Raw genomic sequence first — 20877 nt, 5'->3', positions numbered from 1 at the left:
AACTGAGGAGAATGTCGATAGTTTTACCTGAGCCAGTTGGTTTTCGCCAGTTCCATCACTTCATCGCCTCGCCCGTTAATAATGGCGCGCAGCATATAGAGGCTGAAGCCTTTGGCCTGCTCCAGTTTAATCTGCGGCGGCATCGCCAGCTCTTCTTTGGCGACCACCACATCGACCAGCACCGGGCCGTCGATACTGAACGCTTTCTGAATGGCTTCATCGACGTCAGCCGATTTTTCCACGCGGATACCCGGAATACCGCAGGCTTCGGCGATACGGGCGAAGTTAGTGTCGTGCAGCTCGGTGCCGTCGGTGAGGTAACCGCCCGCTTTCATTTCCATCGCCACAAAGCCGAGTACGCTGTTGTTAAAGACGAAAATCTTCACCGGCAGTTTCATCTGCACAACGGAGAGAAAATCGCCCATCAGCATGCTGAAGCCACCGTCGCCGCACATCGCCACCACCTGGCGGCCTGGGTGAGTTGCCTGTGCGCCCAGCGCCTGCGGCATAGCGTTTGCCATCGAACCGTGGTTAAACGAACCGATCAGGCGGCGCTTGCCGTTCATTTTCAGATAACGCGCGGCCCAGACGGTTGGTGTGCCGACATCGCAGGTGAAGATGGCATCATCGGCAGCGAAATGGCTGATTTGCTGCGCCAGATATTGCGGGTGAATGGCTTTATCGCTGGGGTTGGCGAGGTCATCAAGGCCTTTGCGCGCATCGCGATAGTGCTCCAGCGCTTTATCGAGGAAGCGGCGATCGGTTTTCTCTTCCAGCTTCGGCAGCAGGGCGCGGAGTGTCGATTTAATATCGCCAACCAGCGCCATATCAACCTTACTGTGCGCGCCAATGCTGGCGGGGTTAATATCAATCTGGATGATTTTGGCATCTGTTGGGTAGAACGGGCGATACGGGAACTGTGTGCCGAGCAGGATCAGCGTGTCGGCGTTCATCATAGCGTGGAAGCCCGATGAGAAGCCAATCAGCCCGGTCATGCCCACATCGTAAGGGTTGTCGTACTCGACGTGCTCTTTACCGCGCAGGGCGTGAACAATCGGCGCTTTCAGCCTGGCCGCGAATTCGACCAGCTCTTTATGCGCCCCGGCACAGCCGCTGCCGCACAGGAAGGCGATATTGCTGGAGTAGCGCAGCAGTTGCGCCAGTTTATCGAGTTCTTCTTCAGCGGGTGTCACCACCGGAAGCGGGGCGTGATACCAGTGGCTGCTGGCGCTTTCTGGCGCGGCTTTCAGCGCCACGTCGCCCGGAAGCACAACCACCGATACGCCGCGATTAAGCACCGCTTTGCGCATAGCAATGGCCAGCACTTGAGGAATTTGTTCGGGTGACGAAACCAGTTCGCAGTAGTGGCTGCATTCGCGGAAAAGTTCTTGCGGATGTGTTTCCTGGAAATAGCCGCTGCCGATTTCGCTCGACGGAATATGTGCGGCAATCGCCAGCACCGGCACGTGGTTGCGGTGGCAATCAAACAAGCCGTTGATTAAATGCAGGTTACCTGGCCCGCATGACCCGGCGCAGACGGCGAGTTCGCCCGTAAGTTGCGCTTCTGCGCCTGCGGCAAAGGCGGCGACTTCTTCGTGGCGGGTGGGCATCCAGTCGATAGTGCCCATTCTGTTGAGGCTGTCACTCAGACCGTTTAACGAGTCTCCGGTGACGCCCCAGATGCGTTTAACGCCAGCCTGTTCAAGGGTTTTGGCAATGTAAGCGGCAACGGTTTGCTTCATGGTTTTCCATCTCCTGAAATGTGATATCGCTAACAAGTTTAGTCAAAGATGGCGGTTGTGCTTTTTATTTTCCCTTTGATTTGTATGGTTTTATGTCGAGCACAAAAAAACGGCCACCGTTTCCGATGGCCGTTTCTGTTTATTGGTCTGCAAGCCAGACTTACGCCAGCACTAAATCACCCTGCGGATGACAAGAGCATGCCAGCACGTAGCCGTCGGCGATTTCCTGTTCGCTAAGCGTCATGGTGCTGGTGACGGTGTAATCGCCAGACACCACTTTGGTTTTGCAGCAACCGCATACGCCTGCGCGACAGGCCGCCTGTACCGGCACCTTGTTGCTTTCCATTGCTTCCAAAAGCGTCGTGCCTACCGGGCCGTAGAATTCCTGCGCCGGTTGCAGTTTGGTGAATTTCAGCCCGCTGTTAACGGCGTCAGCCACTGGCGTGAAGAACTTCTCTTTAAAGAAGCGGGTCACGCCGAGCGCTTTCACCTCTTTTTCCACCATCTCCATGTACGGCGCGGGGCCGCAGGTCATCACGGTGCGAGAGGCAATATCCGGCACGCTTTGCAGCAGTTCGCGGCTTAAACGGCCAGAGACAAACCCGTGGGTGGCATTATTTTCCGCCACCAGCGTGACCGGGTAGTTACGCCATTCATCAGCGAAAATCACATCCTGCGGCGAGCGAATGTTGAAGATAACCTGCACGTCAGCCTGCGGGCGATATTTTGCCAACCAGCGACGCATCGACATGATCGGCGTCACCCCGCAACCGGCTGCCAGCAGCAGGAAACGGTCGTTCGGCTCATTGTCACAGGTAAACTCGCCCATCGCATCAGACAGCCAGATGTAATCGCCGCGTTTGACATCGCGGGTCAGCCACTGGGAGCCTGTGCCATCGTCAATACGACGAACGGTCAGCGTAATGTATTCGCTCACGCCCGGCGTCGACGAGAGGGTATACGCGCGCAGGGTGTCGGCAGAGTTACCCACGCTCACCAGCGCATGCTGGCCAGGGCGGTACGGATAGTAGTCGTGGCACAGCAGCGACAGCGTCCACACATCCGGCGTTTCCTGGTGGATGTGGTGGACCTGCATCCGCCACGGACATTGAGGGGTTGGCATCGTCATCGTTTACTCCTTACGCGCTCAGCAGCTGCTTCATATCTTCTTCAACGGTGGTCACCGAACGCAGACCAAACTTCTCGTTGAGGATTGCCAGCAGGTCCGGCGTGAAGAAGCCCGGTGCGGTTGGGCCAGTAACGATGTTTTTCACGCCGAGCGACAGCAGAGTCAGCAGAATCACAATCGCTTTCTGTTCGAACCAGGAGAGCACCAGAGAGAGCGGCAGGTCATTGACGCCACAGCCCAGTTTTTCCGCCAGCGTTACCGCCAGGATAATTGCGGAGTACGCATCGTTACACTGACCGGCATCCACCAGACGCGGCAGACCTTCGATATCGCCGAAGTCCAGTTTGTTGAAGCGATATTTCCCGCACGCCAGGGTCAGGATCAGGCAATCATCCGGCACGCTGGTGGCGAAATCGGTGAAGTAGTTACGTTCGCCGCGCGCGCCATCGCAACCGCCGACCAGGAAGATGTGACGCAGTTTTTCACGGCTCACCAGATCAATCAGGGTATCTGCAGCGCCCAGCAGCGTCTGGCGACCGAAACCAACGGTGATCAGGTGTGGGATTTCGCTGTACGGGAAGCCCGCCATTTGCTGCGCCTGCGCGATAACCGGGCCGAAGTTGTCGCCTTCGAGGTGGCTCACGCCCGGCCAACCGACGATGCTGCGGGTCCAGATACGGTCATCGTATGCGCCAACGGTTGGGTCGATGATGCAGTTAGAGGTCATCACGATCGGGCCAGGGAAGCGGGCGAATTCCACCTGCTGATTCTGCCAGCCGCTGCCGTAGTTGCCGATCAGGTGTTTGAATTTACGCAGTTCCGGGTAGCCGTGTGCCGGCAGCATTTCACCGTGGGTATAGACGTTAACGCCGGTGCCTTCGGTTTGTTCCAGCAGATTGTAGAGATCTTTCAGGTCGTGACCGGAAATCAGAATACATTTCCCTTCGGTTGCTTTGACGTTGACCTGAGTCGGCGTCGGGTGGCCATATTTGGTGGTTTCACCGGCGTCCAGAATGCTCATTACTTTGAAGTTCATCTGGCCGATTTCCATTGAGCACTCCAGCAGAGCGTTCATATCGGAAGGCCAGGTACCCAGCCATGCCATGATTTTGTGGTACTGCGCGTAGATGTCGTTGTCGTACTGACCGAGAACGTGCGCGTGCTCCATGTAAGCTGCCGCACCTTTCAGGCCGTACAGGCACAGCAGACGCAGGCCGAGGATATTCTCGCCAATCGCGGCTTTGTCTTTGTTCGGTGTAAATTCGGCAGCCTGCTGTTGCAGTGCGCCCAGGTCGTCGCTCGCCAGTTGCAGGTCAGCCATCGGGTTGGTCACGGTCGCTGCCGGATTGGCACTCAGCACCTGCGCTTTCAGCGCTTCGCGAAGGGCAATCGCTTCGCGGGCATACGCCACGATGCGCGGGGAATCGAAGTTAACGTTGGTCAGCGTGGAGAAGAAGGCGCGCGGCGCAAAGTTATCAATCGCATGATCGATAATGCCGTATTCACGCGCTTTCACCGCCCAGGCGGAGAGGCCTTGCAGAGCGGCAATCAACAGGTCCTGAAGATCGGACGTTTCGGCGGTTTTACCGCACATACCCTGCGAGTACGCGCAGCCGTTTCCTGCCGGAGTACGGATGGTTTGTTCACATTGCACACAAAACATGGTCACACCTTTTAAAGTTATATTTAATATACATGTTTAAGGGTAAGCCTGTGCCATGTGCTTGAAAAGCGGTTTTTATGGCTAGTTAAAGGGAGGTTGATTTAGCGCAATTTTGGCGGCAGCGAAGGCTACCGCCATGGGGGTAGTCAGGCGGTGAAGAAGGCCATCAGCAGGGGAACCAGCAGGCTCAACACAAAGCCGTGAACGATGGCGGGTGGCACCATTTCCACGCCGCCGGAGCGCTGGAGAACGGGGAGCGTGAAGTCCATTGACGTCGCACCGCACAAACCGAGTGCCGTAGAACGACTACGCTGCACCAGCGCCGGAATGAGCATAATCGCAATGAGTTCGCGCGCCAGATCGTTAAAGAAAGTGGCGCTGCCAATCACCGGGCCAAAAGCATCGGTGGTCATAATGCCGGAAAGGGAGTACCAGCCAAATCCGGACGCCATCGCCAGCCCGGTTTTTAACGGCAGACCGAGGATCAGGGAATTAATCGCTCCGCCAATTAAAGAACTCACCATCACCACCACGGAAATAATCATCCCACGGCGATTGAGGACAATCTGTTTTAGCGTCATTCCGCTATTGCGCAGTTGAATACCCACAAGGAACAAAAGGAAAATTAGCGTATATTCACTGGCGGCAGTCGCATGTTGTAAAAATGAGAGACCAGTTAAACCCAGGACAAATCCACCGACCACCACAAAGCACAGTTTTAATGATTCCAGCGCCATCGCCAGGCGTGAAGGTAATTTTTCCTGCTGATGATGGTGACGCCAGGGTAGAGACTTTTCGAGCCAGAAAAGTGCTGCAATATTACACAGTAAAATAACCACAATACTGATAGAGGAATAGTAGAAAATAGCCAACAGATTGCTGGCCAGATTATCGAGAAACGCCAGGCTCACGCCCATCAAAAAGAGAATCACGTAAACAATCCAGCTAAGCAGTCGATTAATCAGCTGAAGCGTGGGGCGATGGGTGAGGGGGATCAGGTAACCCAGAATCAGGGGTACGAGAATGATCAGCAGTCCCGACAACATGAGCGGTCTATTCCTTGCAGTGTGTATTGAGCGGCAATGACACTACCGAAATTGGCTTCAAATATCAAACGTGCCCGGTGGCGCTGCGCTTACCGGGCCTACGGAAGGCAGTGAACACGTAGGTCGGATAAGCGTAGCGCCATCCGACACAAAAAAAGGCCCGCATTGCGGGCCTTTCGTGGAACAACGCGAAAATTAGTCGCGTTTTTCCAGCAGGGTACGGTAGATGAGGCCACCGAGGATACCGCCGATAATCGGCATGACCCAGAACAGCCACAGCTGTTGCAGCGCCCAGCCGCCCTGGAAGATAGCGACCGCGGTGCTACGTGCCGGGTTAACAGAGGTGTTGGTAACCGGGATGCTGATCAGGTGGATAAGGGTCAGCGCCAGGCCGATAGCGATCGGTGCAAAGCCTGCCGGTGCATGTTTGTCGGTCGCACCGTGGATGACCAGCAGGAAGCCACAGGTCAGCACGATTTCAATGACGATAGCGGAAAGCATAGAGAAGCCGCCCGGTGAATGTTCGCCATAGCCGTTAGACGCGAAGCCGCTTGCCGCAGCGTCGAAGCCTGCTTTACCGCTGGCCACCAGATACAGCACTGCCGCAGCGACGATACCGCCGATAACCTGCGCCACGATGTAGCCGATAACGTCTTTCGCCGGGAAACGACCGCCCGCCCACAGGCCCAGCGTGACTGCCGGGTTAAAGTGACCGCCGGAGATATGGCCGACAGCGAACGCCATGGTCAGCACGGTCAGACCGAATGCCAGCGCCACGCCCGCGAAACCGATACCCAGTTCCGGGAATGCCGCAGCCAGAACGGCGCTACCGCAACCACCAAACACCAGCCAGAAAGTACCGAAGAACTCTGCAGCTAATTTTCTAAACATAACCACCTCAATAAAAAAGCACGTACAGGATGAGAAAATTCTCTCTGTACATTATTTATCGTCAGAAAGGGGTGACGACACAATTTATACCCACGACTTTACTGCTGGCAGGAAAAGTGAGCAGAATCACCGCAATGCCAACAGAATAAAGCCGAGTATAGAAGTCGTTATTTTAAAAACGTTGCCATCCCTTCACCAGTTAAATTTGTACGTTAAATTTGATGTAAGGCAATGTGATGTTATTCCTTAAACAATCTGGCTGGTTGAATAGAGTGTAGTGCATTCTTTTAAGAATATTCATTGGTAGCATTATCTGTTTACTATTCCATTTTTGTGCTAGCCGAAAACAGGGTTGTGTCGTGCCCGCGTTGTCCGAATCCGTATCAATGCCGCACTCTCTTAACGGCTTGACGCAACTTGAATGTTTTTGCGTATATACTGCCGATAACAGAAGGAAAAGGCGGTAGCTAAACGGAGGGGACATGCTTCTTGAACGCGTAGAAATTGTCGGTTTTCGTGGCATTAATCGATTGTCATTAATGCTTGAGCAAAACAACGTCCTGATTGGCGAGAACGCCTGGGGCAAATCGAGCCTGCTGGACGCGTTAACCCTGCTGTTATCTCCTCGTGATGAGCTCTATCACTTTGTGCGCAACGATTTCTGGTTCCCGCCGGGTGATGTGAAGGGCCGCGAACATCATCTGCATATTATTCTGACCTTCCGTGAATCTGAGCCGGGACGTTATCGTGGGCGGCGCTACCGGCCGCTGGCCGAGTGCTGGTCGCGCGGCGAAGATGGTTATCATCGCCTGTTTTATCGTCTGGAAGGTGAACTGGGCGCGGATGACAGCGTCATGACCCTGCGCAGTTTTATCGACAGCAACGGGCATGCGCTGGAGCTGGATGATATCGATGCGATGGCGCGCCATTTGATTCGCCTGATGCCAGTGCTCCGCCTGCGCGACGCGCGCTTTATGCGCCGCATTCGCAACGGCACCGTACCCAACACGCCAGACGTCGAAGTGACCGCGCAACAGCTTGATTTTCTCTCCCGCGAGCTGGTCTCCAGCCCGCAAAACCTGAGCGATGCACAGATTCGTCAGGGGCTGTCGGCGATGGTGCAACTGCTGGAGCACTACTTCTCTGAACAAGGCTCGGATGAAGCGCGAAATCGCCTGATGCGTCAGCGCTCTCACGACGAACAGCGAAGCTGGCGTTATCTCGATATCATCAACCGAATGATTGATAAACCTGGCGCACGCAGCCACCGGATGATCCTTCTCGCGCTCTTTTCCACGTTATTGCAGGCAAAAGGCACCGTCCGCCTCGATAAAGACGCGCGTCCGTTGCTGTTAATTGAAGACCCGGAAACGCGACTACATCCGATTATGCTGTCGGTGGCTTGGAATTTACTTAATCTGCTGCCGCTTCAGCGCGTCACCACCACAAATTCCGGCGAGCTGTTATCGTTGACGCCGATGGAGCACGTTTGTCGCCTGGTGCGTGAATCTTCCCGCGTGGCGGCGTGGCGTTTAGGGCCGGGCGGCATGAACCCCGACGACAGCCGCCGCATTTCGTTTCACATTCGCTTCAATCGCGCATCCTCGTTGTTTGCCCGCTGTTGGCTGTTGGTGGAGGGCGAAACCGAAACCTGGGTCATTAACGAACTGGCGCGCCAGTGTGGTCATCACTTTGATGCGGAAGGCGTTAAAGTTATCGAATTTGCCCAGTCAGGCCTGAAGCCGTTGATTAAATTCGCCCGGCGAATGGGGATTGAGTGGCACGTGCTGGTGGATGGTGATGAAGCCGGTAAGAAATACGCCGCGACCGTGCGCGGCCTGCTCAACAATGACAGAGAGCAGGAGCGTCACTACCTGACGACGCTCCCGGCGCTGGATATGGAACACTTTATGTATCGTCAGGGGTTCTCTGATGTCTACCATCGGGTGGCGCAACTGCCGGAGAATATTCCCATGAACATGCGCCGGGTGATCACCAAAGCGATTCATCGCTCCTCAAAACCTGACCTGGCCATTGAGGTGGCGATGGAAGCAGGGCGGCGCGGCGTGGATGCCGTACCGACGCTGCTGCGAAAAATGTTCTCGCGGGTTATCTGGCTGGCGCGCGGGAAAGCAGACTAAATATTGAAGCGCTGCTGGATCTGGCTGGTGATGCTGTCCAGCAGCGCGTAACGGCGGCGATATTCCGCGCGTTTTTTACTGGCGATATCCGCTTCGTCTTTACGGGCGACGGAGAGCGGTAAATGGTAATAACCGCGCTCATCATTCACCCCGCCGACAGCTTCCCAGAAATTGTCATAATCCGCGTGGATTTTTTTCTCTTTATCGCGATAACGCAGGCTGCGGTAGATGTGCGCCTGATTGCTCACTGCGAGAATTTGCTCCATCTGCCAGCGCTGGGCAAAGCTGCACACCGCTTCCATCACCACGCGTTTTGGAAAGAGACCGTGACAGGCTTTGGTCGCCTGATGAATATCCTGCTGTGACTGCTCGGTTTTCCCGCCCTGCAAGCCGCCAATAAACAGCGTGCGCTTACCTTCATATTCGCAAATGGTGAAGGTGATTTCCGCCAGCATTTCATTGCGTGCATTGCGCAGCAGAATCGTGCTTTCTCCCTCTTTATCGAGCGAGATAACGGACGCAAAATGGAGGGTAAAGATTTCGCCCTCTTTGCCTTCGATTTCTGCCAGCGGAATGCCCGCGTGGGCGAAGTAGCGCTGCAACTCATCCGTGGTCAGCGCCTGGCGCAGCGTGCGGTAGTGATAGCGCAGCGCATCCAGCAACTGTTGGCGATCAAGATTAACGGCCAGATAAGGACGATGCAGGCGAACGGGCAGGCGCGGCTGAATTAATAACAGGCGTTCGAGGTCGGGCCATTTTGCCATTTCTGCCATCCATTGGCGGGATAAACGCGGCATCCACAGCGAACGCAGCATAAACTTTCTCCGAAAGCTGCGCTGGTGCCAGAACTTACCGGGGCGCCACAGCCCGCTCCATAAGCAGAAAAACAGGCCAACGCTGGAGGTGGGTAGGGTCGGGTAATGGGAGTTTTCAGTGGTTTGCAACATATCAGCAATCCGCGTAATGGATGATGCGTTGATTTCACCACTGGCAAACTTAACCAATTCTCAATAACTCTGTTACCCTGTTCACCTTTACTTATTTGTTTAGTAACGGTTGATGTTGACGCTCTCACTCTGGCTGAAACAACGAAAAATATCAGGATAGGTATGCGTATTAAGGGAAAAATAAAAAAACGATATGTGCTGCTCGCGGTGGTGGTCATCGTGGGGCTGATTGCCGTCTGGCGCACGCTGAATGCGCCATTGCCGCAGTATCAAACGCTGATTGTCCGTCCTGGCGAGCTGGAACAAAGCGTGCTGGCGACAGGCAAGCTTGATGCGCTGCGTAAAGTTGACGTCGGCGCGCAGGTGAGCGGGCAATTGAAAACGCTCTCCGTGGAGATTGGCGACAAAGTCAAAAAAGGGCAACTGCTGGGAGTGATTGACCCGGAGCAGGCCGAAAACCAGATTAAAGAAGTTGAAGCGACGCTGATGGAACTGCGCGCGCAACGTGCTCAGGCGGAGGCCGAACGTAAACTGGCGCAGGTGACGCTGGCTCGTCAACAGCAACTGGCGAAAACGCAGGCCATTTCGCGCCAGGATCTCGACACCGCGACGACCGAGTTGGCAGTGAAACAGGCGCAAATCGGCACGATTGACGCGCAAATTAAGCGCAATCAGGCCTCGCTCGATACGGCAAAAACCAACCTCGACTATACGCGGATCGTCGCGCCAATGGCCGGTGAAGTCACGCAAATTACGACTCTGCAAGGGCAGACGGTGATTGCGGCGCAGCAAGCGCCAAACATCCTGACGCTGGCGGATCTCAGCACTATGCTGGTGAAAGCACAGGTTTCTGAAGCCGACGTCATTAACCTGAAACCGGGGCAAAAAGCCTGGTTCACTGTTCTCGGCGATCCGCTGACGCGGTATGAAGGCACGCTGAAAGATATTCTGCCAACGCCGGAAAAAGTGAACGATGCCATTTTCTATCATGCGCGTTTTGAAGTGCCTAACCCGCAGGGCGTATTGCGTCTGGAGATGACCGCGCAGGTACATATTCAGCTCACCGGCGTGAAGAACGTGCTAACCATCCCGTTGAGCGCGCTGGGCGACAGCGTGGGCGATAACCGCTATACCGTGCGTCTGCTGCGTAACGGTGAAGTGAAACCGCGCGAAGTGTCTATTGGTTCGCGCAACGACACGGAAGTGGAAATTGCGAAAGGTCTGGAAGCGGGCGATGAAGTGATTATTGGTGAGGGCAAAGCGGGAGCCGCGAAATGACGGCGCTGCTGCAGCTCACGGACATTCGCCGTAGTTATCCTTCCGGTGACGGGAGCGTCGAGGTCCTGAAAGGCATTACGCTGGAGATCAACGCCGGGGAGATGGTGGCGATTGTCGGCGCGTCCGGCTCCGGGAAATCCACGCTGATGAATATCATCGGCTGCCTCGATAAACCGTCCAGCGGCACCTATCGGGTGGCGGGCGTTGACGTCGCCACGCTCGATAGCGACGCGCTGGCGCAACTGCGGCGCGAACACTTTGGTTTTATCTTCCAGCGCTATCATTTGCTCTCACATTTGACGGCGGTGCAGAACGTGGAAGTGCCCGCGGTGTATGCGGGTATGGAACGCAAAGCGCGCCTTACGCGTGCGGCGGAATTACTTAAACGTTTGGGGCTGGAGGAGCGTGTTGATTACGCGCCTTCACAGCTTTCCGGCGGCCAGCAGCAGCGCGTGAGTATTGCTCGTGCGCTGATGAACGGCGGGCAGGTGATCCTCGCGGATGAACCGACCGGCGCGCTGGATAGCCGTTCCGGCGAAGAGGTGATGGCGATTCTGCACCAGCTCAAAGAGCAGGGGCACACGATTATTATCGTCACCCACGACCCGCAGGTGGCCGCGCAGGCCGAGCGGGTGATTGAAATTCATGACGGTGAGATTTTACGTAACCCTCCGGCAAAAGCGGCGATGGGCGAAGCGCGACGCCTGAGCGGCGAACACGTCTCCGGCTGGCGGCAGTTCAGCAACAGTTTCCGTGAAGCGCTATCGATGGCGTGGCGCGCACTGGCGGCCAATAAAATGCGCACGCTGTTAACCATGCTCGGCATCATTATCGGTATTGCCTCGGTGGTGTCGATTGTGGTGGTGGGCGATGCGGCAAAACAGATGGTGCTGGCGGATATCCGTTCTATTGGTACCAACACGATTGATGTCTATCCCGGTAAAGATTTTGGCGACGACGACCCGCAGTTTCAGCAGTCGTTGAAATACGACGACCTGCTGGCGATTGAAAAACAGTCGTGGGTGAGTTCGGCAACGCCCGCCGTCTCTAAAAATCTGCGTTTACGTGCGGGTAATATTGATGTCGCCGCCAGCGTGCAGGGCATCGGCCAGCAGTACTTCAATGTTTACGGCATGACCTTCAGCGAAGGCAACACCTTTAATGCGATTCAGGCCGCTGAGCGCGCGCAGGTGGTGGTGCTGGATAACAATACCCGTCGCCAGCTTTTCCCGAATAAAACTAATGTCGTCGGCGAAATTATTCTGGTGGGGAATATGCCCGCCACGGTGATTGGGGTGGCAGATGAGAAACAGTCGATGTTTGGCAGCAGCACGATTTTGCGCGTCTGGCTGCCTTACTCAACGATGGCGGGGCGCGTAATGGGGCAGTCGTGGCTCAATTCGATCACGGTGCGTGTGAAAGAGGGCTACGACAGCAGTTTTGCCGAGCAGCAGCTCACGCGGTTGCTCAATCTGCGCCATGGCAAAAAAGATTTCTTCGTCTGGAATATGGACAGCGTCTTGAAAACGGCGGAACGCACCACACATACATTACAGCTGTTTCTGACATTGGTGGCGGTCATCTCGCTGGTGGTCGGCGGTATTGGCGTGATGAACATTATGCTGGTGTCGGTAACCGAGCGAACGCGCGAAATTGGTATTCGTATGGCGGTGGGTGCGCGGGCCAGCAATGTGCTGCAGCAATTTTTGATTGAAGCGGTTTTGGTGTGTCTGGTAGGCGGGGCGCTAGGTGTGACGCTATCATTAATGATAGCGCTGGCGCTGCAGCTGATCTTGCCTGGCTGGGAGATCGGTTTTTCCCCCGTCGCGCTGCTCACGGCGTTTATCTGTTCGACGCTCACCGGCGTGCTGTTTGGCTGGTTACCCGCTCGCAACGCGGCCCGGCTTGACCCGGTGGATGCGCTGGCGCGCGAGTAAAAGAAAAATGCCAGTCGAAGGGACTGGCATTTTGACGGCGGGATGTACACAATGAAGCGTGAAGGCTACGCGGCAGTTTCTGCCTCGACGACGGGAATAATCACGCTGGCGTGGTTACCCTTCGGGCCTTCATGAACATCAAACTGGACCGATTGCCCGGCTTTTAGCGTTCTGTAACCATCCATCTGAATGGTGGAGTAATGGGCGAATATGTCATCGCCACCGCCTTCCGGGCAGATAAAACCAAACCCTTTGGCATTGTTGAACCACTTAACAGTACCCATTTCCATACTTCGACATCCTTCGTAACTCTTATATGTAGATGGAATGAACCGGTGGTGGAGTCAGGAGCTGTTTAAAACCTCGCCAACTCTCGCCACTACAATTTAGAGTTTTCGCGCGAAGCGTCAAGGGTTTGAAGGGGTAGATTGGCGGAAAATGAATCAAAATTTGAAGCAGTTAACGCTATTGACGGGAATGTGACAGAGTTCGCTAATGACAGCTATAGGTGATAGTTATCTATGATCTACAGTAGATTTAGTACCTGTATAAACAGAGGTCAGCGACTGCGCACTTGCCACCGAAGATGATGACTGACAATGAGTAAGAGCAGAGACTGGCTGGATTTTGACCAGCTAACGGAAGACAAACTACAGGATGGGCTGAAACCCCCATCGATGTATAAAGTGATTTTAGTCAATGATGATTACACGCCAATGGAGTTTGTTATTGACGTGTTACAAAAATTCTTTTCTTATGATGTAGAACGTGCCACACAACTCATGCTCACGGTTCACTATCAGGGTAAAGCTATTTGTGGTGTTTTCACTGCCGAGGTGGCAGAAACCAAAGTAGCGATGGTGAACAAATACGCGAGGGAGAACGAGCATCCATTGTTGTGTACGCTGGAAAAAGCCTGAAATCAGGCATGAAAATTGGGGGAGGTGCCTATGCTCAATCAAGAACTGGAACTCAGTTTAAACATGGCTTTCGCCAGAGCGCGCGAGCACCGTCATGAGTTTATGACCGTCGAGCACTTGCTGCTGGCACTGCTTAGCAACCCATCGGCCCGTGAAGCGCTGGAAGCGTGTTCTGTAGACCTGGTCGCGCTGCGTCAGGAACTCGAAGCCTTCATCGAACAAACCACGCCGGTTCTGCCGGTCAGTGAAGAAGAGCGCGACACACAGCCGACGCTCAGCTTCCAGCGTGTCCTGCAACGTGCGGTATTCCACGTCCAGTCTTCTGGCCGTAGCGAAGTCACCGGTGCAAATGTTCTGGTCGCCATTTTCAGCGAGCAGGAGTCGCAAGCAGCGTATCTTCTGCGCAAACATGAAGTGAGCCGCCTCGATGTGGTCAACTTTATCTCTCACGGTACGCGTAAAGACGAACCGAGCCAGTCTTCTGACTCCGGAAGCCAGGCCCCGAACAATGAAGAGCAAGCAGGCGGGGAGGAACGTATGGAAAACTTCACCACCAACCTTAACCAGCTTGCTCGCGTTGGCGGTATTGACCCGCTGATTGGCCGCGACAAAGAGCTGGAGCGCGCCATTCAGGTGCTCTGCCGTCGTCGTAAAAACAACCCGCTGCTGGTGGGTGAATCCGGCGTCGGTAAAACCGCAATTGCCGAAGGTCTGGCATGGCGCATCGTGCGCGGTGACGTGCCGGAAATCATGGCCGACTGCACCATCTACTCACTCGATATCGGCTCGCTGCTGGCGGGGACCAAATATCGCGGTGACTTTGAAAAACGCTTTAAAGCGTTGCTCAAACAGCTGGAGCAGGACAACAACAGTATTCTGTTCATCGACGAAATCCACACCATTATCGGTGCGGGTGCGGCGTCGGGTGGCCAGGTGGATGCCGCTAACCTGATTAAACCGCTGCTCTCCAGCGGTAAAATTCGGGTAATGGGCTCAACCACTTACCAGGAATTCAGCAACATCTTTGAGAAAGACCGTGCCCTGGCGCGTCGTTTCCAGAAAATCGACATTACTGAACCTTCTGTCGAGGAAACCGTGCAGATTATCAACGGCCTGAAACCGAAGTATGAAGCTCATCATGACGTGCGCTACACCGCGAAAGCGGTACGTGCGGCGGTTGAGCTGGCGGTGAAATACATCAACGACCGTCATCTGCCGGATAAAGCGATTGACGTGATTGATGAAGCGGGTGCGCGTGCGCGTCTGATGCCTATCAGCAAACGTAAGAAAACGATCAACGTGGCGGACATCGAATCCGTGGTCGCGCGCATCGCGCGTATCCCGGAGAAAAGCGTCTCCCAGAGCGATCGCGATACGCTGAAAACGCTGGGTAATCGCCTGAAAATGCTGGTGTTTGGTCAGGATAAAGCCATCGATGCGTTAACCGAAGCGATCAAAATGAGTCGTGCCGGTCTCGGCCACGATCATCGTCCGGTCGGTTCATTCCTGTTCGCCGGGCCAACCGGGGTCGGGAAAACCGAGGTTACCGTTCAGCTGGCGAAAGCGATGGGCATTGAACTGCTGCGCTTTGATATGTCTGAATATATGGAACGCCACACGGTGAGCCGCCTGATTGGTGCGCCTCCGGGATACGTCGGCTTTGACCAGGGCGGCCTGCTTACCGATGCGGTTATCAAACATCCGCACGCGGTACTGCTGCTTGATGAAATCGAGAAAGCGCACCCGGACGTCTTTAACCTGCTGTTGCAGGTGATGGATAACGGTACGCTGACCGATAACAACGGCCGCAAAGCCGACTTCCGTAACGTGGTGCTGGTGATGACCACCAACGCCGGGGTGCGTGAAACCGAGCGTAAATCCATCGGCCTTATCCAGCAGGATAACAGCACCGATGCGATGGAAGAGATCAAAAAGATCTTTACGCCGGAATTCCGCAACCGTCTGGACAACATTATCTGGTTCGATCACCTCTCTACCGAGGTTATCCATCAGGTTGTCGATAAGTTTATCGTCGAGCTGCAGGTGCAGTTGGATCAGAAAGGCGTGTCGCTGGAAGTCACTCAGGAAGCCCGCAACTGGCTGGCGGAGAAAGGCTATGACCGCGCCATGGGGGCCCGTCCAATGTCCCGTGTGATTCAGGACAACCTGAAAAAACCGCTGGCGAACGAGCTGCTGTTCGGCTCACTGGTTGATGGCGGCCAGGTGACGGTGGCGCTGGATAAAGAGAAAAATGAGCTGACCTACGGGTTCCAGAGTGCGCAAAAGCACAAACCGGAAGCGGCGCATTGATTCTCTGAAGTTAGTAATTTGAAACCGGGCGAGAGCCCGGTTTTTTTATATTTATAGAATAGAAAAGGCCGGGGATTTCCCCGGCCTTTCAGCATCTGGTTGCCACTAAAAAGGGCTCAGGAACGATCAGCGACTACGGAAGACAATGCGGCCTTTGCTCAGGTCGTACGGGGTCAACTCAACAGTCACTTTGTCGCCCGTCAGAATGCGGATGTAGTTTTTGCGCATTTTACCGGAGATGTGCGCAGTTACCACGTGACCGTTTTCAAGTTCTACGCGGAACATAGTGTTAGGTAACGTATCAAGTACGGTACCCTGCATTTCAATATTGTCTTCTTTGGCCATCTAGTCCTCGGGGTATCACTACCATAGTTTTTAACCGGCAAGATAATGCCGAACTTCATCAAGTAAGTAAAGATTTTGCGAATGAATCGCCGAAAGTCGTTTTTGCGCATTACCCCAACGCCACGCGAAAAGAGCGTGCGAGTGACGCAGATCGGGTTGGATACTGCGGGAGATCTGACTCGAATGATTCCCAAACGGCGGCGGGGCAAAAGGCAGAAGCGACTCTCAGGGCACAATTATATCATCCCGACAAAAATTGTGCTGAAAACATTTACACTTCCGGTGAAAAGAGTGTCCGGGGTACCCAGAAATGTTCCGGCAGACGATGCATGCGTAATATATCGAGCTGTTCCAGGTAGTCGCGTCGCGCTATTTCTACCGCGCCCAATGAGACGGTATGACTATTCAGCACCTGACAGTCGATGAGTTTTCCACCGCTTTGTTTAAACGTCTCGCAAAAAACCAACAGCGCCGTTTTTGAGGCGTTTTCCGCACGGCTGAACATCGATTCTCCGCAAAAGAGGGCGCCCAGCGAAACACCATACATGCCGCCAACCAGTTCGTCGTTTTTCCACACTTCAATAGAGTGCGCGTGCCCCAGTTCGTGCAGACGATGATAGGCCTGCACGATGCCGGTGGTAATCCAGGTACCTTCGTTGCGGTCTTGCGCGCAGCCTTCAATCACCTGGCCAAACGCATAATTCAGCGTGATGCGATAGGGGGAACGGCTGTGAAAACGCTTCATGCTGCGGCTGATGTGAAAGGTTTCCGGCCATAACACCGCACGCGGATCGGGCGACCACCACAAAATAGGATCGCCCGGAGAAAACCAGGGAAATATACCGCGCTGATAGGCCATCAGCAGGCGAGCGGGGCTCAAATCGCCCCCCAAGGCCAGTAAACCATTCGGCTCGCGAAGCGCCCCTTCCGGGGAAGGAAATGCTATCGAGTGACGTGAGAGCTGAACAAGGCGCATGTTTCTACTACCTCATAATACCGATCGCTCAATAATAGCCTACAAACGCTGCTTAAACTGGTAATAACGCCCCTGTTGCGACAGCAATTCTGCGTGAGTACCTTGCTCAATAACTTGCCCGTTGTCCATGACCACGATGCGATTAAAACGCGCCAGCCCGCGCAGGCGATGCGTCACCATTAGCACGGTTTTATCCTGCATTAGCTCTGCCAGTAAATCGAGGATCTGGCTTTCAGTCGTGGCATCCAGTCCTTCGGTGGGTTCATCCAGCAGCATCAGCGGCGCATCGTGCAGCAATGCGCGGGCTATCGCCAGACGACGCAGCTCACCACCGGAGAGCTGGCGGCCACCTTCGCCCAGCCAACTGTTGAGGCCGCTCTCTTCCAGCAGCTTGCCGAGGCCAGTCTGTTCCAGAACGGCACTCAGTTCAGCGTCGCTGGCGTCAGGACGTGCCAACAGAAGATTGTCGCGGAGTGTGGCGCTAAAAAGATGCACGCGCTGCGGCACCACGCTCATGGTACGGCGCAGTGTCGGTTCGTCCAGATTGCTGAGCGGTTGTTCATTAAGCAAAACCGCCCCTTGCTGTGGATCCCATGCGCGCGTAATCAACTGAAGCAACGTCGATTTACCACAACCGGTACGCCCCAGAATGGCGATGTGTTCGCCTGCGTTAACCTGCAGGGAGATATCGCTCAGCGCCGCCTGAGCTTGTTCTGGATAGCTGAACGTTACCTTCTCAAAGCGTAGTGCAACCTGCGTTGGCACAGCGGCTTTTGTTTGCGGGAACGTCACTTCGGGTTTTTGTTCGATAATTTGCGTCAGGCGAAGCGCGGAAGCGATCACCTGACCAAGATGCTGGAACGCGCCGGTGACCGGGGCCAGCGCTTCAAACGCGGCCAGCGCGCAGAAGACAAACAGCGCAATCAGCGCGCCAGGCTGCGAGTTGCCGCCCACGCCTCCTGCCGCCAGCCAGAGCATGGCGATAACGGCTAAACCGCCAATCAGCAGCATCAACGCTTGCGACAGTGCTGTCAGCTCCGACTGGCGACGCTGCGCGTCATGCCAGTTCACTTCCGTCTGTTCCATCTGCTCGCGGTATCGCGTACTGGCGTTAAAAATTGTCAACTCAGCCTGACCCTGCAACCAACTGGTCAGCTGCTGGCGATAGCGGCCGCGCAGGTGCGTTAACTGCTCGCCGGTGGGTTTACCGGCGCGATAGAACAGCGGCGGCAGCAAAAAGAGCGTCAGCAGCATAATACCGCCGAGGGTCAGCGCCAGCGTGCCATCGAGGAAACTCAGCCCGAAGGTCACCACCAGAATAACCACCAGCGCACCGACTAACGGTGAAATCACGCGCAGGTAAAGATGGTCCAGCGTATCTACATCAGCCACCATACGGTTCAGCAGTTCTCCCTGACGAAAACGCGCCAGCCCGGCAGGGGAGAGGGGAAGCAGTTTGCTGAAGGTGAAGACGCGCAGGTGCTGCAACACGCGGAAGGTGGCGTCGTGGCTGACCAGACGCTCGAAATAGCGCCCGGCGGTGCGGATAATCGCTGAACCACGTACGCCTGCCGCCGGCAGCATGTAGTTAAAGCTGTAGACGCCAGCCACGCCGACGACGGCGGAGGCCGATAAGAACCAGCCGGACAGCGTCAGCAGGCCAATGCTCGCCAGTAGGGTGACAATCGCCAGCACCACGCCGAGCGTCAGCAGCCATTTATGGCGTTTATACAGTGCCAGGTAGGGAAGTAACGCACGCATTTAAATTTCCTCCTGACGGTTGGCGAGCAGGCGCGCAAACGGGCCTTGCGCTGCGGCAAGCTGCTGATAGCTGCCTTGCTCAACAATTTGACCGTTATCCATCACCCAGATGGCATCCCAGTCGGTAATTTCTTCCAGTTGATGCGTCACCATCAGCGTGGTTTGCTGCGTTGACGCGCGGGTCAGCGCCTGCATGACGCGCTGTTCGCTGTGTGCATCCAGACTGGCGGTGGGCTCATCAAGCAATAATAACCGGCACGGCATCAGCAGCGCGCGTGCCACGGCAACGCGCTGCGCCTGGCCGACGGAGAGACGCGCGGCCTGATCGCCTACGACGGTATCAACACCCTGCGGAAGCTGCGGTAAAAACTCGCTGACCCAGGCGTTATCCAGCGCGGCCTGTAACTGTTGCTCGCTGGCGTGAGGATTGGCCAGTAGAACGTTTTCGCGCAGCGTGGCAGCCGGGAGCTGCGGGTTCTGCCCGACCCAACTCATCATACGCCGCCAGCTTTCGGGGTGAAGCTGACTCAGTTCCACGCCATTCACCTGTAACGAACCGGTATACGGGAGAAATCCTGCCAGCGTGTTCAGCAGTGAGCTTTTGCCGGAACCGCTTTGCCCAACCATCACCACGCGCTGCCCGGCCTCAAGGCTAAAGTTCAGCGGCCCGGCAAGGATTTTCCCTTCCGGTGAGGTAATAAACAGATCGCGTGCTGTCAGTGTGACCGGCTCTTTATCATTGATTTCTCGCTCACCCTGTTCCGGATGCGCCAGCGGGGTTTCCATAAAGGTTTTTAAACTGTCGGCTGCGCCAACGGCCTGCGCTTTGGCGTGATAGAAGGTGCCTAAATCGCGCAATGGCTGGAAAAACTCCGGGGCGAGGATTAACGCGAGGAAACCGGACGAGAGCGTGACCGCCATCCCGTAGCTGCCAAAATTGAGTTCACCGAGATACGAGAAACCAAAATAGACCGCCACCAGGGCGATAGAGAGTGACGTAAAGAACTCCAGCACGCCGGAAGAGAGGAACGCCATGCGTAACACTTCCATCGTGCGCTGACGGAAATCTTGTGAGGCTTCACGGATACTTTCGGTTTCAGCTTCACCGCGACCAAAGATACGCAGTGTTTCCATCCCACGCAGGCGATCGAGGAAGTGGCCACTCAGGCGAGCCAGCGCCTGGAAGTTGCGACGGTTAGCGTCCGCCGCGCCCATCCCGACCAGCGCCATAAACAGCGGGATCAACGGAGCGGTAAACAGCAGAATCAGCGCGGCCGCCCAGTTAGACGGGAAGATAGCAACCACAATCAGCAGCGGCACGCAGACGGCCAGCGCCATTTGCGGCAGATAACGCGCATAGTAGTCGTGCATGTCGTCAATCTGCTCAAGAATCAGCGTCGCCCAACTGCCCGCAGGCTTGCCCTGAATCCATGCCGGGCCTGCCTGTTGCAGGCGGTCGAGAACATGCTTGCGGATTTCAAAGCGAATGTGCTGCCCCGCATGGAAACCCACGCGCTCACGCAGCCACACCACCCAGGCGCGCAGAATAAAGACCAGCACCAGCAGCACAAAAGGCAGCAACAGCGCCTCGCGTGGAATATTTTCCATAATCATGTGGTGCAGAATGCGGGCCAGAAGCCAGGCTTGGGCGATAATTAATGCGCCGCTGACAAAGCCCAGCAGACGGGAAATCATCAACCAGCGACGGGAGATCAAACTTTGCTGTTTTAACCAGCGGGTGAGTTCTTGTTGACGGCTTTTATTCATTGCGTGCTTCGCAGGTGCTTGTAA

The 20877-nt window shown here is 55.3% G+C and carries 16 protein-coding genes; 5 read left to right on the top strand and 11 right to left on the bottom strand.

Features of this window, described 5'->3' with window-relative positions:
• Positions 1-23: 23 nt before the first annotated feature.
• The 5 genes from poxB to aqpZ form a co-directional block, all read right to left on the bottom strand.
• Positions 24-1742, bottom strand: coding sequence for a ubiquinone-dependent pyruvate dehydrogenase (gene poxB, locus G163CM_RS09630; RefSeq protein ID WP_231827852.1), 1719 nt, complete (start codon positions 1740-1742; stop codon positions 24-26).
• 160 nt (positions 1743-1902) lie between these two features.
• On the bottom strand, positions 1903-2871 hold the full coding sequence (hcr, locus tag G163CM_RS09625; protein WP_231827851.1) for an NADH oxidoreductase: 969 nt from the start codon (positions 2869-2871) through the stop codon (positions 1903-1905).
• Between the two features lie 10 nt (positions 2872-2881).
• Positions 2882-4534 (bottom strand): hydroxylamine reductase, encoded by a 1653-nt coding sequence (hcp, locus tag G163CM_RS09620; RefSeq protein ID WP_231827850.1) that lies wholly within the window; start codon positions 4532-4534, stop codon positions 2882-2884.
• Between the two features lie 146 nt (positions 4535-4680).
• Positions 4681-5580 carry a LysO family transporter gene (locus G163CM_RS09615; RefSeq protein WP_015965128.1) on the bottom strand — a complete coding sequence of 300 codons (900 nt, stop codon included), beginning with the start codon at positions 5578-5580 and terminating at the stop codon, positions 4681-4683.
• A gap of 195 nt (positions 5581-5775) precedes the next feature.
• Positions 5776-6471: an aquaporin Z gene (gene aqpZ, locus G163CM_RS09610; RefSeq protein ID WP_015965127.1), complete on the bottom strand. Its 696-nt coding sequence runs from the start codon at positions 6469-6471 to the stop codon at positions 5776-5778.
• Positions 6472-6953: 482 nt separating this feature from the next.
• Here aqpZ and G163CM_RS09605 point away from each other — a divergent pair, with 482 nt between their 5' ends.
• Positions 6954-8612, top strand: a complete 1659-nt coding sequence (locus tag G163CM_RS09605) for an ATP-dependent endonuclease (protein ID WP_231827849.1) — start codon at positions 6954-6956, stop codon at positions 8610-8612.
• Here G163CM_RS09605 and G163CM_RS09600 read toward each other — a convergent pair.
• Positions 8609-9559 (bottom strand): VirK/YbjX family protein, encoded by a 951-nt coding sequence (locus tag G163CM_RS09600; RefSeq protein WP_015965125.1) that lies wholly within the window; start codon positions 9557-9559, stop codon positions 8609-8611. The genes G163CM_RS09605 and G163CM_RS09600 overlap by 4 nt on opposite strands.
• A 162-nt stretch (positions 9560-9721) precedes the next feature.
• On the opposite strand from G163CM_RS09600, the gene macA reads away from it, so the two are divergent.
• Both macA and macB read left to right on the top strand, forming a co-directional pair.
• The gene (gene macA / locus G163CM_RS09595) at positions 9722-10837 is read left to right on the top strand and encodes a macrolide transporter subunit MacA (protein ID WP_015965124.1); all 1116 of its coding nucleotides are present in this window, start codon (positions 9722-9724) and stop codon (positions 10835-10837) included.
• Positions 10834-12774 carry a macrolide ABC transporter ATP-binding protein/permease MacB gene (gene macB / locus G163CM_RS09590; RefSeq protein WP_231827848.1) on the top strand — a complete coding sequence of 647 codons (1941 nt, stop codon included), beginning with the start codon at positions 10834-10836 and terminating at the stop codon, positions 12772-12774. The genes macA and macB overlap by 4 nt, the downstream gene beginning before the upstream one ends.
• Positions 12775-12839: 65 nt before the next feature.
• Here macB and cspD read toward each other — a convergent pair whose 3' ends face one another.
• Positions 12840-13064 (bottom strand): cold shock-like protein CspD, encoded by a 225-nt coding sequence (gene cspD / locus G163CM_RS09585; protein WP_015965122.1) that lies wholly within the window; start codon positions 13062-13064, stop codon positions 12840-12842.
• Positions 13065-13373: 309 nt separating this feature from the next.
• On the opposite strand from cspD, the gene clpS reads away from it, so the two are divergent.
• Both clpS and clpA read left to right on the top strand, forming a co-directional pair.
• Positions 13374-13694: an ATP-dependent Clp protease adapter ClpS gene (gene clpS / locus G163CM_RS09580; protein ID WP_015965121.1), complete on the top strand. Its 321-nt coding sequence runs from the start codon at positions 13374-13376 to the stop codon at positions 13692-13694.
• Between the two features lie 30 nt (positions 13695-13724).
• On the top strand, positions 13725-16004 hold the full coding sequence (clpA, locus tag G163CM_RS09575; RefSeq protein ID WP_015965120.1) for an ATP-dependent Clp protease ATP-binding subunit ClpA: 2280 nt from the start codon (positions 13725-13727) through the stop codon (positions 16002-16004).
• Positions 16005-16130: 126 nt separating this feature from the next.
• Here the strand turns inward: clpA and infA are convergent, their stop codons facing one another.
• The 4 genes from infA to cydD all read right to left on the bottom strand — a co-directional run bounded on the left by infA (position 16131) and on the right by cydD (position 20853).
• Complete coding sequence (gene infA / locus G163CM_RS09570; RefSeq protein ID WP_002211347.1) at positions 16131-16349, bottom strand: translation initiation factor IF-1; 219 nt, start codon at positions 16347-16349, stop codon at positions 16131-16133.
• A 271-nt stretch (positions 16350-16620) separates the two neighbouring features.
• Positions 16621-17325 (bottom strand): leucyl/phenylalanyl-tRNA--protein transferase, encoded by a 705-nt coding sequence (gene aat / locus G163CM_RS09565; protein ID WP_231827847.1) that lies wholly within the window; start codon positions 17323-17325, stop codon positions 16621-16623.
• A 39-nt stretch (positions 17326-17364) separates the two neighbouring features.
• Positions 17365-19086, bottom strand: coding sequence for a heme ABC transporter ATP-binding protein/permease CydC (gene cydC / locus G163CM_RS09560; protein ID WP_231827846.1), 1722 nt, complete (start codon positions 19084-19086; stop codon positions 17365-17367).
• Entirely contained in the window at positions 19087-20853 is a 1767-nt protein-coding gene (cydD, locus tag G163CM_RS09555) for a heme ABC transporter permease/ATP-binding protein CydD (RefSeq protein ID WP_231827845.1), read from the bottom strand.
• Positions 20854-20877 lie beyond the last annotated feature (24 nt).

The sequence above is a fragment of the Pseudocitrobacter corydidari genome (assembly GCF_021172065.1).
Lineage (GTDB): Bacteria > Pseudomonadota > Gammaproteobacteria > Enterobacterales > Enterobacteriaceae > Pseudocitrobacter > Pseudocitrobacter corydidari.
The sequence above is the reverse complement of the archived record's forward strand: the minus strand, read 5'-3'. Positions and strand labels throughout refer to the sequence as shown.